General features: G+C 47.3%; 6 protein-coding genes. 5 read left to right on the forward strand and 1 reads right to left on the reverse strand.

Annotated features, from left to right (window positions below; genetic code table 11):
- Positions 1–158 precede the first annotated feature (158 nt).
- From F0231_RS02695 to F0231_RS02715, 5 genes are all read left to right on the forward strand, one after another.
- A complete protein-coding gene (locus F0231_RS02695; protein WP_171758172.1) occupies positions 159–1,349 on the forward strand; it encodes an MFS transporter in 1,191 nt (396 codons plus the stop codon).
- Positions 1,324–2,280 (forward strand): HTH-type transcriptional regulator YidZ, encoded by a 957-nt coding sequence (gene yidZ / locus F0231_RS02700; protein WP_171758173.1) that lies wholly within the window; start codon positions 1,324–1,326, stop codon positions 2,278–2,280. The genes F0231_RS02695 and yidZ overlap by 26 nt, the downstream gene beginning before the upstream one ends.
- A 131-nt stretch (positions 2,281–2,411) precedes the next feature.
- Complete coding sequence (locus F0231_RS02705; RefSeq protein ID WP_171758174.1) at positions 2,412–4,019, forward strand: ATP-binding cassette domain-containing protein; 1,608 nt, start codon at positions 2,412–2,414, stop codon at positions 4,017–4,019.
- Entirely contained in the window at positions 4,016–6,046 is a 2,031-nt protein-coding gene (locus F0231_RS02710; protein WP_171758175.1) for a peptidase domain-containing ABC transporter, read from the forward strand. The genes F0231_RS02705 and F0231_RS02710 overlap by 4 nt, the downstream gene beginning before the upstream one ends.
- Complete coding sequence (locus F0231_RS02715; protein ID WP_171758176.1) at positions 6,039–7,334, forward strand: HlyD family type I secretion periplasmic adaptor subunit; 1,296 nt, start codon at positions 6,039–6,041, stop codon at positions 7,332–7,334. The genes F0231_RS02710 and F0231_RS02715 overlap by 8 nt, the downstream gene beginning before the upstream one ends.
- Positions 7,335–7,409: 75 nt before the next feature.
- On the opposite strand, the gene F0231_RS02720 is transcribed toward F0231_RS02715, so the two are convergent.
- Positions 7,410–15,440, reverse strand: a complete 8,031-nt coding sequence (locus tag F0231_RS02720) for a VCBS domain-containing protein (protein WP_171758177.1) — start codon at positions 15,438–15,440, stop codon at positions 7,410–7,412.
- Positions 15,441–15,694: the final 254 nt, after the last annotated feature.

The raw sequence follows: 15,694 nt of genomic DNA on the forward strand, positions 1-15,694 counted from the left end.
ATGCACTTATTTGCATTGTGTAAACAATCAATTAAATTTGTTGCATATTGGGGTCACTATGTCGTAAATGGAAATACCTGTTGTCAGAATGGCAACGAGCCAATCATTAGCCCATGCCCTATGATTCTCGCAAACGATTACCGTGAGCGAGATTTGTTATGTCCCGATTTTTATTATGTAGCTTTGCCTTCGTCTTGCTGTATCCCACAGCCATTGACCTTTACTTGGTCGCACTTCCTCAGATCGCAAGTGATCTGTCGGCGTCTGAGTCGCAACTTCATATCGCTTTTTCGATCTATTTAGCCGGTATGGCGACGACGATGATTTTTGTCGGTCGAGCAGCCGATAAATTTGGTCGTAAACCTGTTGCTATGATTGGAGCGACGATTTTTTCTATCGCTTCTTTGCTTGCAGGATCTGCAGAAACCAGTGATAGCTTTCTGATGATGCGCTTTTTCCAAGGGGTGGGAGCTGCATGTTGTTACGTAGTGGCCTTTGCCATATTGCGTGACACTTTGGACGATCAGAAGCGCGCTAAAGTGCTGTCGATGCTAAACGGCATTACCTGCATGATCCCAGTGCTGGCTCCAGTGATCGGCAACCTTATTATGCTCAAATTCCCTTGGCCTGTACTTTTTACTGCCATGGCGATCATGGGTTTAGCGGTAGGGTTGATTGCCTGTTTTATTTTGAAAGAGACGTCACCAAAGACGTTTGAGGGAAATGCAACGGATGAACAAGAGGCGCAAGAGTCGTTATTTCATCGCTTTTTCCTATCACGAGTGATTTATACCTCTCTGGGTGTAACGGCCATTTTATCTTACGTGAATACTTCGCCAATGATTGTAATGGACACATTAGGCTTTACTCGAGGTGAGTATTCAACGGCCATGGCGCTACTTGCGATGGTCGGGATGGCGACGTCGTTTTCAGCTCCGGTTTTGCTGTCGTACTTCAAACAAACGACCTTGATGATTGGCTCACAAACACTGAGTTTACTGTCGGCTATCGTTATTCTCGCGGCTCACTTGAATAGCGATAGCTCGACACTCTATATGATCGGGTTCGTGCTTCTGAGTATGGGTTTCTCAATGGGATTTGGTGTCGCGATGAGTCAAGCGCTCAGCCTGTTCTCACGTAAAGCGGGGTTAGCCAGTTCGATGTTGGGGATTGCTCAAGTATCGTGTTCGGCACTCTATATTTGGCTGATGGCCGTTTTGGGTGTGTCGGCTGTGATGATGTTAATTATTGCGTTGGTTACGAGTGGCGTTATCGGTCTCTCTCTAATATTATTATTTCCACATCAAAACGTTAGTGAACATCATGAAGAAAACCCTTGCCCGACTTGATCTCAATTTGCTGCTTACTCTGCAATTGCTGTTGCAAGAGCAGAGTGTCACCAAAGCGGCGAAAAAACTCAATGTAACGCCTTCAACAGTCAGCAAGTCTTTAGGCAAACTTCGTGATTGGTTTGATGACCCACTCTTTGTGAATACACCTCAAGGATTAAAGCCGACGACGCTTGCCAGCAGTATGCATGAGAGTCTGTCAGATTGGATGCAGATAGGCACACAGATCGCATCAAGACGAGGCGATGAAGCACCAAGTGGCGTCTCGTTTAATCTTGGGGTTGAATCGCCACTGTCATTGATCATGGTGGATGAACTGACCACACGTATTCACGATACATACCCAGATTCAAAGGTGAAATTTCATAACTGGGACTACGATTCGTTAGACGCGATTACCCGCGGTGAGGTCGATATCGGTTTTACTGGTCGAGAGAGCCACCCTCGCTCTAAAGAGTCTCTCGACCTTCTGCCATACTTCATCAACTTTGAAGTGCTGTTTTCAGACTTACCAATGGTGTACGTAAGAAATGACCACCCAGCCTTGAAGCAAGAGTGGAACATGGAAACATTCCTTAGCTATGCCCACATCAACGTGACGTGGGAGAAGAATGACAGCTGGGCGCTTGATGAAATATTGGTCGAGCAAGGCCACACTCGTAACGTCAGCCTAACGATGGCAAGCTTTGAGCAAGCGCTGTTCGTTGCAGAAAAACCAGGGCATGAAATGCTGACTACGGCGCCTAAATACTGTCAGCGTTATTGTGAACAGTTGCACCCCAATTTGATTGCGCTGCCCATCCCGATTGGTGAGGAATATCAGCACAAATTGTTGATCCCATTTACGATGATTTGGCACAAACGCAACAATCAAAACCCGAAGATCACTTGGCTCAGAGATACGATAAAAAGCCTCTATGGGAATGACTGATCTTTCTGAATGAGCTGCTGAATAACATAGATTCCATTTTTTAAAATTTTAACTATAAATTCAGCACCTTAACTTGAAGAACTGCTATCTATGTACCAACCTTATTTCATAAGGATAAACAGGGGCTAGGTATGCAGCTGACACGCACCGTCAACAAGGATGTCATTGGAAGGGTCATGGTCCCTTCTATTCTCATTAATTTGTTATCGCTCGCCGTTCCACTGACGGTTTTACAGATCTACGATCGAATTCTTCCCAATCAAAGCTACGGTACAGCAACATTATTACTTGTGGGTGCAGGCACGGCAGTGCTTCTAGAAGCTTTGATTCGATACATACGGAGTTGGTTACTGTCTGCCGCTGCGAGTAACACAGAGAAAACAACCTTCGATCAGCTCGTTTCGTCGGTGACGAATTCTCAACCTTATGCACTTCGGGAGCTTGGTGCTTCTGGTGTTGATAACGGGCTTGCATCCATCTCTAAAGTGAGAGAGTGGTATTCAGGGGGCATCGTTGCCGGATTTATCGATCTCCCTTTCGCTTTGCTCTTCTTAGCTCTGGTTTATTACATCGGTGACAGCTTAGTGATGGTGCCGATCGCAGTATGGGGGCTCGCCAGTACGATTGTTTGGTTAGCTTCTATCAAATCCATACGTTTAGGTGAAATGGCATCCGAAAAAGAGCAGGAACGAAAAGGCTTTATGCTTCTTTTAGGACAAACGCTGCAAGGCATCAAGCGCCAAGCTGTTGAATCTAGACTGTTTAGTCAATTCAAACGTACCAATGATGCGCGTTCTCTATCGAAATCCAGTGAAGAACAACAAAATGCCTTTGCGCTGGAGTTTATTCAGCTTGCATCCCTGATGACTTCGGTGGTGATCGTTATTACTGGTAGTCTTTGGGTGCTCGATGGCGACCTGACAACAGGTGGTTTGGCCGCATGTTCTATCTTATCTGGACGAGCGGTTGCTCCTTTAAGTGCGCTTATTGGGATGCGGGTAAAACTCAATACTATCCATACGGCCAACCAAGCTATCAGCCAAATCCAGCAGTTGCCTCAAGTGCCACCAGTGTCAAACGCCATTCAAGACGTGACTTCATTGCAGGTGCAAAACCTCACTATCGAACGTTACGGAAGCCAATACATGAGCTCTTTTGAGATTAAGCGAGGTGATATTGTCCACCTTGCCAGTGATGAAAGGCATCTCGACAGTTTTATGGCCAGTGCTATTGCGGGTGTTGATGAAGTTCAAAGTGGCGAAGTGCTGATAAACGACACGACATTACCGATTGAAACTCTCTCGGCGATGTCATCTTATGTTGGCGCTAAAGGTCAATTAGTGAGTGGATCTCTTCTCGATAACCTGTGTGGCTTCGACCCTGAAAGAACAGAAAAAGCGCAAGACTATGCACGGAAACTAGGCTTAGGGACTAAGCTATCTCAGCTTAGTGAAGGGTTAGAAACCAAAGTCGGCCATTCCCCGTCTAGCCCGCTTAGTATGGGTAACATCAAGCTGTTAAACATTGCGACCCAATTGGCTTCATCATCAAGTATTGTCGTCCTTGATAAGCCAGATGCTTCGCTGGATTTGGATGGATTAAACGCATTGTCTCAAGTGTTGAAGCAAGAGCAAGCTCAAGGGCGGATGATTGTGCTGGTGAGTCATTATCCAGGATTCATTGCTTTAGCGACGAAAAAAGTGGCAGTGGATGAAATCGCGCGAGGAGTGTCGGCATGATGAACAGTTATGAACAAGCCGCAATTTCGCTGCTGAAGAACTTAGAAGTCAGCAGCAACATACAGTTATTCTCCAAGCAGTGGATTGATGAAAATGGCTTAGAAAACACGGACGAGCTGCTCTCTCTTCTTGATAGAATTCACTTACCTTACGAAATAGTACCTAAACTCCTTCCAGAACATGAGTCCAAGCAGGTTTTGCTGTTTTTTGATGATGAACAGGTTGATGTCCTTGAGGGCTTTGCAGCAAAGAGTGGTGAAAAAGGTGCGACGTTCTATTTAGTTGCGCTGGGGCTACCGCTGGAAAAGCACTCTGTTGATTGGGTTGGTGAACGTCTGAATGCGTTCAAACCCATCTTACCTAAACTCCTATTTATTAGCCTGTTTACCAACCTTTTTGCGTTGGCGATCCCGTTTATTACCATGTCGATTTATGACCATGTCATCGGTGGTGACGCCGCCCACGAACTATCGGGGATTGCAATTGGCGCCGCCTTGCTGTTTGCCATGATGGGACTGCTTCGAACGCTTCGGAGTCGAGTGCTCGTCAGCTTGTCTAACAGACTAAGTCGAGAGGTTTCCCAAGCCTTAATCAAAAAGCTGTTGAAGAACTCCTATTCTCAAAACCAACAGTCCACAGTGTCAAACCAGCAGAACCAAATACTTCTTTCTGAGAGGCTATCGGGGGTGTTGTCAGGCCCGTTGGGCAGTGCACTGTTTGACCTTCCATTTGTAGTGATTTTTATCTTGGCGATTGGGCTGTTAGGTGGCTGGCTGGTGCTTGTCCCAATAGTGGCATTAACAATGTATTTATTACTTGCTCAGCGAGCGATTTACTCGTCACGAAAAAGCTCTATGCAATCAACCATCGCGGGTACTAACAGGCAGAATCTAGTCAACGAGATTTCTTCTAAACTCGTCTATCTGCGTAGCTCAGGCTTCGCGCACTATTGGCTCAAGCGTTTTGACAAAGCAAATTTCTTAGCTTCAAAAGTGGGCTTCGAACAAGCGATTAAACAGCATAGATACACCTCGATGTATTATGCGATCACGCTAGGTTCGACTATCGCTGTTATGGGATTAGGGGTCGGCCTTATCTTTGAGGAGGTATTAAGTCCGGGTGGCTTGATTGCTTCTATGATGTTGATCTCGCGTGTGACTGGGCCTGCCCAAATGCTGGCAAACAGTGCCTCACGGTTTTCGAGCTTCAATCAGTCCAAAGCGCAAATTAATCGATTGTTAACCCAGCCGTCTGAACGTGATTTTAGTTACCAGCATCATGCCTTACCTAAGCAAGCCCCTGAGATTAAGGTGGATCAAGTCACTTTTCGATACCCTAAGCAGTCACGACCTGCGCTTTCTGCTGTCAGCTTTGCGGTGGAAAGTGGGGAAGTTATTGCCATTGCAGGGCCTTCGAGCAGCGGTAAATCAACGCTTCTGGAGATCCTTTCGGGTTTACAACAAGCTCAAAATGGGACCATTGATCTTAATGGCGTGAACCTATCTCAATATGACCCACAGCTTTATCGCCATTGGTGTTTCATTCGTGCGGCATACCCAGACCTTCTTTCTTTGTCAGTACGTGAATGGCTGTCTGATGGTAACCAAGTGAGTGATGATGAGATGATCCAAGCGCTTAATCTGGTCGGCGGAAAAGCTTGGTTTGATACTCTTCCTGATGGCTTAGATACAGTTATCAGCTCGCTTATCCCAGATAGCCTTTTTGATATTTTATCTGGAACGGTTGCTCAGGTGCTTATTGATGCTAAAGCTTTGGTGTTTGACTACAAGCTCATGCTAATGGACAACCCCGTGCCCGATTATCACCCAAGGGCGAAACGTGTGTTTAGTGAGTTTGTTAACCAAAAACGCGGTAAGTCGACCATTATCTTTACATCTCACGACCCCGATCTAATCAAGCTAGCCGACAAAGTGGTCATTCTAAATGAAGGTGCGGTGGTCTATGCCGGACCGATGGAAGAGTCGAGCGAACAACCAAACGTCAGTAAAGAGGTATCGAATGGCTAAACATGAATATGGCGAGTTGGTGGAATCTAAGTCAACCGCGAGAGCCCTAGCAATGGCAACTTGGGCGGTAGCAATTTGTGTGGTTGCGTTTGTTGTGTGGTCTTTGATGACTCAGGTGGATGAGATTGCAAAGGCGAAAGGTGCGGTTATCCCTGAAGGGGAAAGGCAAGTCCTTCAGAGTGAGATCGGCGGCAAACTTAAACGTGTTCTGGTTAACGAAGGGGACTTAGTTGAACAGGGACAACCGCTGGTGGAGTTTGATGCGACTTTCCAAAAGACAACCTTAGATGAGCTTAAATCACAGCAGGTTACCTTGTCGTTGAGCATCGAGCGGATGAATGCGTTATTGGATCAAAGAGAGCCTGACTTTTCTTTGTACATGGTGGAATACCCATCTTTGGTGAGTGAACAGCAGGCGCAGCTCAGTGCGCAGAAGGCTCTGTTCTACCAACAACGAGTGGTATTAGAAAAAGACAGCGAACAAATTGCCGAGCAACTACGCTCGGTTAATAAAGCGCTACCGTCTTATGAGAAGCAGTTATTGGCGACCAAACAAGAGCTCAATATTCTTGAAAAGGGCTTTAAGTCCGGAAACATCTCTCGTTTAAGAGTGCTAGAGATGAGGCAGAAGCTTGCGGGTATCGAGCAGCAGATTGCAGAAACGACGGGTAAACGTTCCGTGCTTGAAAAGCAGGCAGCGACCAATGAGCAAAAAATTGAGCAGCTCCTCGCAGAAGCGCGAGTTAAGGTGAGTGATGAACGTTCGAAAGCGGTTTCTGATCTTTCAGCGCTGAATGCTCGTGTGCGTTCGAGTGAAGCGAAGGTTTCAAATACCGTGGTGATTTCCCCACTCAAAGGGTTAGTTCAAAGTGTTCCAAGTACACAAGTCGGGGGCGTGATTCAGCCCGGCGGAACAGTGGTTGAGATTGTCCCTTTGACAGGCAAAGCAGACTTTAAAGCGAAATTATCTCCAAGAGATATTGGCTTTGTCCGAGAGGGGCAGCCTGTTCGAGTTAAGGTGGACGCGTTCGATTACAGCCGATTTGGAGCTTTGCAGGGAAAAGTGGAAAAGATATCACCAACAACCAGTCAAAGTGAGCGAGGTGAGATTTTTTATGAGGTCGTTGTCTCGGTAGATAAACCTTACTTCCACGATGACCCTGAGCGCTTCTCTATTCTGCCCGGAATGACGGGAGAAGCGGATATTACCACCGGTGAGAAGTCTGTCTTTCAGTACCTTTGGAAGCCAATTTACACCAATGTGAGTGTCGCTTTTGGTGAACGATAGGCGAGCCTAAAACAGAGATACCAAAACGGGCAGCAAATTCGCTGCCCGTTTTTATTGGCTAAATGTTAATTAAGCCTAGTAAGGGTCGATGAAGCTGCTTGGATCCCCTTGGTCATGATGCTCGTCTGGGTTGATACGCTCTTCGTGCTGGTGCGCATGGTCACTGGCTTCTTGCATAGCTCCAGTGGCAGCGTCATCTAGCCCAAGGTGAGAGCTGTCTGCTGAACTCATGTCATCGGCTAAAACAAGGTCAATATCATCGGGCAACGCAGCATGTACAGGCGCGTCGACTACTGCTTGTGTAGGCTCTATGCCCAATGCCGATAGGTATGCTGCTGCGCCGTGTTGTGGTTCGTCACTGTCTGTTTGAGTGGTTTGAGAGACTAGATGCGGATCCACATGATGCTGATCGTCATTTCCGTAGTGATCGATATCCGAAGACAAAGTGATCTCAACATCCAACGTATCAGCATCGGCCACTTCATCAGATTGACTCATCGTTGGTGGAGGAGGCGGCGGTGGTGGGGTGATATGGCTATGCAACTGGCCTTGTCGGTCTTCTGTGGTTACACCGGTTACACCTGTCACGCTATTGTGCGTTGTGACCTCAGTTTCAAAGTAGTGATGGTTGCCATTAATGGGTTGATCTGACACTAAGGTTATGTGCCCACTCGCTGGAACAGAGTAACTGCCGTCAGGATTAGCGTTAATTGGGTGACCATTGCTTTGTAGGGTCACACCACTCTGGAGATGGGTTAAACGAATATCAGTGACGGACTCGTCAGGTGATGATAAACGAGCGCTGATATCGACAGCCGTCTCATAGTGCCCATGACTTGAGACAGGGAAGTTCGCAGGCATATGGCCTTTGAGTACAGTACCGTCCCCTAAGATTATGTTCTCTATGCTCTCTAGTTCCATGTTCCCCAGTTTTTCACCATGGTCGTGAAGCCTAGGAGCGTTTTGGCGAGTGTAAGCCCCCAAGATTAAGGTATCTGTACCGCTTCCGCCCTCTATTTCCTCGTCGGTGAGTCTACCGCCGATAAACAGGATATCGTTACCACCCTTGAGCTCTGCTTCTTCGTGGAGACTGCCTTGGACAATAAATACTTCGCTATTGCCGTGGCCTTCAATTTCATCGCGCCCTGACACTCTGTGAGCGAATTGCCCAATATTGTGAGCATAAGCTTGTACGGTTGCCGCAGTGATACTTGGTGTGATGTGGTGAGCGTGTTGCGTATCTACATTCACATTGAGCGTTGGTGGAGTATAAGGAACCGGATCGGTGTGGCCGTTGATCGTCATGGTAATTTGTTGGCGTGTTTGGCCGCCATGACCATCATCGACCACTAAGGTAAACGTGTCTTGTAGCGTGTCGCCATCATTGAGGGCGTCAACTCGTGGGTTGGTATTGTTTAAGTGGTAAGTCCAAGTGTTGGTATGACTATCAAATTGAACCTGACCAAATTGAGCATTGTGCATTGGGTCGACCGCGACACTCAATTGGTCACCATCTACATCATGAATGGCTATCTGACCAGTTGAATCTACGTTTGAATCTTCAGTTATTGAGTGAGAACCCAAAGGCTGACCCGTTTGAGTTTTTTCCTGCACTGTTGGTGCATCATTGATGGCATTAACGTTCAAGACCATTGTCACGTTTGCTGAATCCTGATGGCCGTCATTCGCAGTGAACCCAATGTTGGCATAATTAGCACCATTTTGGTCATGAATGGGTGTGAAGGTTAGGTGCCCCGCGTCTAAGTCTGCTTTCGATATTTGTTGATTAGTGGTCACTAAAATGCCGTTAAGCATCAAAGTGCCATGAGCAGGGAGTTGCGTAATGGTTATGTGGCTGAGGGCGTCACCATCAGCATCGCTATAGCCAAACTCGGAAGTGGTAAAGGTATGAGTTTGGTCCTCATCACTGGATACGGTTTGCGGCGTAGCTGTTGGTGCATGTTGCGCTGGTGGCGTCACTTCAATGGTGAGTCGGTTTTGAGACGAGTCGCCTCTCGAACCGCCGCCATCATCGCCTACGCGGTAGACCATAGCCGGGACCATCCCAGTAAACCCAGCTTCTGGCGTAAAGGTATAGTGACCGTTTGCTTCAATAGCTAATGTGCCTACCCCTGCGATAGAATGTGGATGTCCTGGTGTGACCGTCACATAACCTGCATTGGGATCCTGTATTTGGATATCTTGCAGAACCAGATGGGCATTGGAGTCGGTATCTGTCGCTGCGCCAGATACGCCTTCATGAGTACCGATACCCGATAGCAGATTACCTTCAATAGGACCACTATGTTGGATACCTGAATCACTCAGGCTGTGTAATACAGGTTTATCGGTCGTACCGTTAATCGTCACTGTAATAGAGTGTTTGGTGCCATCCTTAGAAGTTACTTCAACGCTGTCAGTGAGTGTTTGTCCGTTATCGAGATCTTGGAGCTGTTGATTGTCATTGTCTGCAACATAAGCCCATGTGCCCTTGGCTGAAACAATAAAGTGCCCGTAGGTTCCGTCATGGGTGAGAAAACGTTGACCTTGGAGATCCAATGCACTTTCACTTTGTCCGTCCAAATCAGACACAACGAGATGGCCAGTGCATTGAAGAGCGTTTTGGGTTGGTGATGTGCCGGTCAGGTAGACGTTGTGTTGTACATTTGCATCTTCAGTAATACTCCCAAAATCACCTGCAAAGGTTGCTGCATCATTGACCGCGGCGAGGCTCATCGAGGCTGATGTCGTAACGGAAGCGCCATGTTCATCTTGGACATCATAACGAAACTGAACTTGGCCGTTATAGTCTTTATCTGGGGTAAAACTGAATGTGCCATCATGGTTATCGACGATTTGCCCATGATCTGCACTGAGGTTATGCACGCTAAGGTGGCTGTTATCATCAACATCAGTGGCGTTCGCCAGTAAGTCAGATGCTTTCAATACGACTGGTGTATCTTCAGTACCTTGAGCGAGCGTTACGGCGGAGGTCACGACTGGAACGTCATTGGTTCCATGAATTGTGAGAGTGATGACGTGTTTGTCACCGCCAGCACTTTGAACTTCATATTGAACTTGCTTACTCTCACCTTGCGCCAAATGTTGCACGTTGCCATTGGGCACACTGTATGACCAATCACCTGCTGTACCTATTGTAAGTGTTCCACCATAGGGATCGTGGAGAGCATGCGCATTTCGAGTTGCTCTGAAGTGATCTTCCCCAGAGTCTGGGTCGGTGACATCCAGAACGCCAGTTGTATAGATGGTGTGTTGTGCATCGCCTTGAACGTGAAGATCTTCAGTAAGACTACCTGCATCAGTCCCAGAGAATTTAGCTGCGTCTCCTGTAGGGGTCAATACCACGTTTGCACCAGTGTGTGTGGTTCCACCATGTGCATCTTTAACGTCATAAGTGAAGTGGACTTGTCCGTTGAAATTATGCTCTGGAGTGAAGGTGAATGTGCCATCTTTGTTGTCGACGAGAGTGCCATGGTCCGCGCGTAGATTGGCGATAGAGAGCTGCCCAGCATCGTTCGCGTCAACGTCTACAGTGTTGGCTAGCAACTCAGTCGTTGTGATGGTTTGCGCGAGATCTTCTTTTCCACTGTTGAGCTGAACTTCTGAAGAGCAGTACGGGCGGTCATTGTCGCCATGAATGGTGATATGAATATCGTGAGTGGTGCCATCAGCCGATTTGACGGTGACGGTATCTGTTATTGATTCACCTTGACCGAGACGATCTATCCTTCTACCCGTTGCGTCTTGGCCTATGGAAGCATAGTAGCTCCAGTCTCCGTTACTCTGGAGTATGACGTGCCCCAGTGTACCTTGGTAAGTGCCTGTTTGAGCATGGTTTTCACCGGCGTCTGGGTCAACGATGTCCAGATGGCCATCAGTGTGTATCTCATCGTTCCATATCTTACCGACGTTTCCATGCATATGATCCGGTGAACGGTCATCGACGTAGCCGCCAGACATAGTGCCGTCAGGCGCTGTATAGGTATGCCCTTCATGAACATCTCCAGTGTCGCGCCCCGAGATTGTTGCAGCATCGCCAACAGCATCGATGTGCAGAGTATTGGTTACTTCTTGTGAATCGACATGTCCGTCATTAACCGTGAACTTAAATTGAACATCACCGTTAAAATCAGTGGCTGGGACAAACTGAAGCTTAGCGATATCGGCAGTAGCAATACTTTGACCAGCAGTAATGTCGTGTCCATCGAGTACAAACTTACCTTGGGTGGCTGGCGGAAGATCGGTGATAGCAATTGAGTGCAGCGTATCACCAGTGTCGACATCGGTGAACCCGAACTGACTCGCCTGCATTTGATAATGTGTATCTTCCGTACCGTTGCTTAAAACCACCTTGGTGGCTGTCGGGGCGTCGTTGGTTCCGATGACATCAATATGTAAGTCGTAAGCGGTACCATCGAAGCTGTGGACGCGATACGTCACTGTTTCAACTTGCCCTTGTGCTAGGTGTTGAAGAGCCGTGTTGTCGACGCTATAGCCCCAACTACCCGCGCTATCAATTCGAAGTATTCCGCCAAAGGGGTCGTGAATGCGAGTCTCACCAAATTGGCTGTATTGGAACTTATCTTCGCCGTTGTCAGGGTCTATGACTCGAAGTTGACCGCTTGCCAACTCGGTAGTCGTGCCGTTGCTGTGCGTTGCATGTGGCCCGTCTTCTATCACGCTTCCAGTAGTTACCTCTGAAATAATGGCTTTGTCTGAGGTCGCGACAAGTGTGGTATTTGCTCCAGTGTGTGTGGTTCCACCATGTGCATCTTTAACGTCGTAGGTGAAGTGGACTTGGCCGTTGTAGTTCTTATCTGGCGTGAAGGTATAGGTACCATCTTTGTTATCAAGGATTGAGCCATGATCAGCATGCAGATTCGCTACACTCAGTTTGCCTATATCGTTATGGTCAACATCAATACTATTGGTGAGTAACTCGGTTTGAGTAAGGGTTTGTGGTAAATCTTCTTTGCCTGAATGAAGTTGTACTTCACCAGAAACATAAGGCGCGTCATTGTCGCCATGAATCGTGACCACAATGTCATGGTTGGTACCATCTTTAGTTTGTATTGTGATGGTATCGGTTAGAGTTTCACCAGTTCCCAACTTGTCGATGGTCGAGCCTACAGTTGTACTAGCGCCTTTCTGTTGCCAATCGGTTTGACCCGCCGCAACAGCATACTCCCAGTGCCCATCACCACGGAGTAATAGATGCCCATATTGACCATGATAAGAGTAAACTCCGCCCTTGGTATCGAAGATGGCTTCGTTGGTATCTGGATCGACAACAGATAATTGACCAGAGGTGGTTAATGCATCATGACTAATCTTGGACATACCAGTTTGCGCATAGTCTGGTGACATATTTTGCCCAGCTTGATTCTCATGCACATCACCCGTATCCACACCTGCAACCGTAGCGGCATCATTAGTACCAGTAATCACAATCTCTAGGTTTTGTGTTGCGCTGGCACCATGTTCGTCGGTTACCGTCACAGGAATAGTCAGAGTCTGAGTTTGACCTTGTGCAAGTGATTGATAACTCGCGTGGGAGGGGTCAAAACTATAACTGCCGTCAGCGTTGAAGGTTAAGCCATCGACAGAATTAACAATAGAGTAGGTCAGTGACGCGCCGTGGTCGACGTCCTGTCCAACTATTTGTCCTGATAGCGATACTCCATCTTCGGTAACGGAATGCGTTTGGGCGGTCAATGTTGGCGCATCATTGGTGCCATGTATATTCACTTTTATTGTGAACTGAGTGCCATCTTGCGATCTTACGACACACTCATCGGTGATGGTTTCACCCTGTTTCAGGTTTTGCACTAATGGCTGATGATCTCGAATGGTGTAGGTGTAGCGACCATCCTGCATTATCAAGACGTGACCACCGAGTTTAGTGTCATACCCAATGCCCTGGTAGGTTTGTGGGCCCAAGTTAATATCAAACTGAGCTTCCCCTTTATCAGGGTCAACGATATCCAGTTTGCCATTGAAGTGGAGGTTGTCATGGGTATCGATGTAGTAATGATCTTCAGTCACACCACCTTGATGGTTATCCGTTGCGGCATAACTGATTTGGGCATTATCAGGTGCGGCGGTGAGATCGAATTTCGCTTGCGTACTCACGCTCCCCCCATGCCCATCAACCACGTCATAGGTAAGTCGAATTTCACCGTTGAAATCTTTATCTGGCGTGAAGGTATAAGTGCCATCCTTGTTGTCGACCAGATGACCGTGAGTGGCTTGTAAGTTACTGACATGCAGATTATCGGTAGCGTCTACATCGCTTGCATGGGTTAGGAGATCGGATGCTTTTATCATGACAGGTTGATCTTCTTTTCCTGCAGGAAGCTGCGTCCAAGCGCTAACCACGGGCTTGTCGTTGCTACCTTGAACGTCTATGACAATCTTTTGAGGGGTTGAAGCGCCAGCACTGTCGGTCGCTGTAACCCAAAATGCTTCAGATTGATGTTCACCTGCAGCGAGTCTATCTGCCGCACCTCCTGTAGAGTTGTCTAGCTGATAATGCCAATGCCCTTGTTGGTCAATCGATAGCGTACCAAACTGACCCAGAGGCTGATTTACCATCCATGTAATCGTATCCGACGTATCTACATCAGTGGCGGTGAGACTACCGCTTGCATCAGGCGTTCCAGAAGTATTTAAACCTTGCTCAACAACTGCCCCAGTTGATGCTCCAGACACCACTGGGCGGTCATTGGTGCCGTTTATCGTAACCGTGACCTGATGCTGTGTACCATCCGCTGAGGTCACTGTTATGGTTTCAGTAGCTGTAGCCCCTTGTCCTAAGGTTTGTACTTTTGGATTGGAGTTATCAAGGTCGTAGCTCCAAGCACCATCTTTGGTGATGGTTAACGTACCAAACTGTCCAACCACTTGGGATGCTTGAAAATGATCTTCCCCAAGGTCTGAGTCCGTCACCAAGAGCTGGCCCTGAGCATGTGTATTTTGATCCTCAGTGACCGTTCCAGCATCTACACCTGAGATGACGGCATTGTCATCCTCACCACCAATGGTCATATTAAGGACCTGTGGCGTTCCATCTTTAGTGTGAATGGTGAACGATTCATGTAGGGCAGTTTGACTCGTCAATGCTTGGATATTGCTTTGTGAGTTATCGACTTGGTACTGCCAATGCCCTTTAGAATCGATAGTTAAGGTACCAAACTGACCTAGTATCGTTTCAGCTTGCACGGAGCTTTCATCATGGTCAGGGTCAACGACATCAATTTTACCTGAGGTGGCAATCAAGCCATTTGAATCGACCTGATGATCTTCGGTCACCGTCCCCGTTAAATCGCCGCTGATGTTCGGTGAATCCTGATGCCCTTGAACTGGAATCTGAACAATAACCTTAGAGCCATTTGAAAGATGCAAAGTAAACGTATCTGTTCCAGGCTCTTGTTTTTGAAGCAGGATATAAGCCGGAGACTTTGGATCGAGTGTAAAGGTGTATTGGCCGTCTTTGCTGACATGAAGCGAACCATACTTTCCTTGAAGAGTTTCATCCACATAGGTTACGGGAGCTTGTGGCTGTTGCGGAGAGGGTGGTTGTGGGGTGCCCGATCCCATTGGGCTATGATTCCCTGTTTGATGAGGGATTGAAGGCTGGTTTACCCCTACTTTATTTGGAATACCTCCTGTGATGTGGTGAATCACAGGGTGCAGTTTTGTCGATAGGTGATGAGAAGAGCTGTGCGTCAGGGTTACTAGGTTGTCATTACTGTCCGTTTCTTCGATATGTATATCGCGGTCATGATGAGCGCCTTGCTGTGTGTTTGAGGGCGCGGCACTCTGCCCATCTTGGGTTGAAGTAGGTACAGCCTCAGTAGGTGCTTGCAGTGTGTCGGCAGCTGATTCATCGGCAGGTGAGGAGGAATCGTTACTATTGAGTGCCATTGATGGCAATATCATTGCAAGCTCACGGGGTATAGGAACGTTGACATTAACCTGTGAAAACAGTCTTACTTTGTCGGTGCGCTTGTTCGTTTTAGATGTACTCGCTTCGCCTTTTTTTGGGACATTTAGCTTGTCTGTTTTCTTATCTTGCGTTGCCATTCACTTTCCCTGCTCATATGTAACTAGTTACCTTTCAGTAAAGTACAGAAATGCACACTTCGCTATTCAAGTAACTAATTAAATTGATTAGAAATAATGTTAATGCGAGATAGGAATACGAGTCGTAATAAAATGAGCCAATAGACGGTTTAAATACTAGCTATCCGACTGGTGATAGTGAACGGATAAGTTGTTTGGTACGTGCATTACCTCCGCCCTTTTACAGGGATAATAAAGTAGGAAAGCGAACTCAA

This window comes from Vibrio sp. RE86, from assembly GCF_013114545.1.
In the GTDB taxonomy this organism is placed as follows: Bacteria; Pseudomonadota; Gammaproteobacteria; order Enterobacterales; family Vibrionaceae; genus Vibrio.

Bases quoted from the DNA above. Each gene is read 5' to 3' on its own strand.
- F0231_RS02695 (WP_171758172.1), top strand. From the start codon at position 159: ATGTCCCGATTTTTATTATGTAGCTTTGCCTTCGTCTTGCTGTATCCC.
- yidZ (WP_171758173.1), top strand. From the start codon at position 1,324: ATGAAGAAAACCCTTGCCCGACTTGATCTCAATTTGCTGCTTACTCTG.
- F0231_RS02705 (WP_171758174.1), top strand. From the start codon at position 2,412: ATGCAGCTGACACGCACCGTCAACAAGGATGTCATTGGAAGGGTCATG.
- F0231_RS02710 (WP_171758175.1), top strand. From the start codon at position 4,016: ATGATGAACAGTTATGAACAAGCCGCAATTTCGCTGCTGAAGAACTTA.
- F0231_RS02715 (WP_171758176.1), top strand. From the start codon at position 6,039: ATGGCTAAACATGAATATGGCGAGTTGGTGGAATCTAAGTCAACCGCG.
- F0231_RS02720 (WP_171758177.1), bottom strand. From the start codon at position 15,440: ATGGCAACGCAAGATAAGAAAACAGACAAGCTAAATGTCCCAAAAAAA.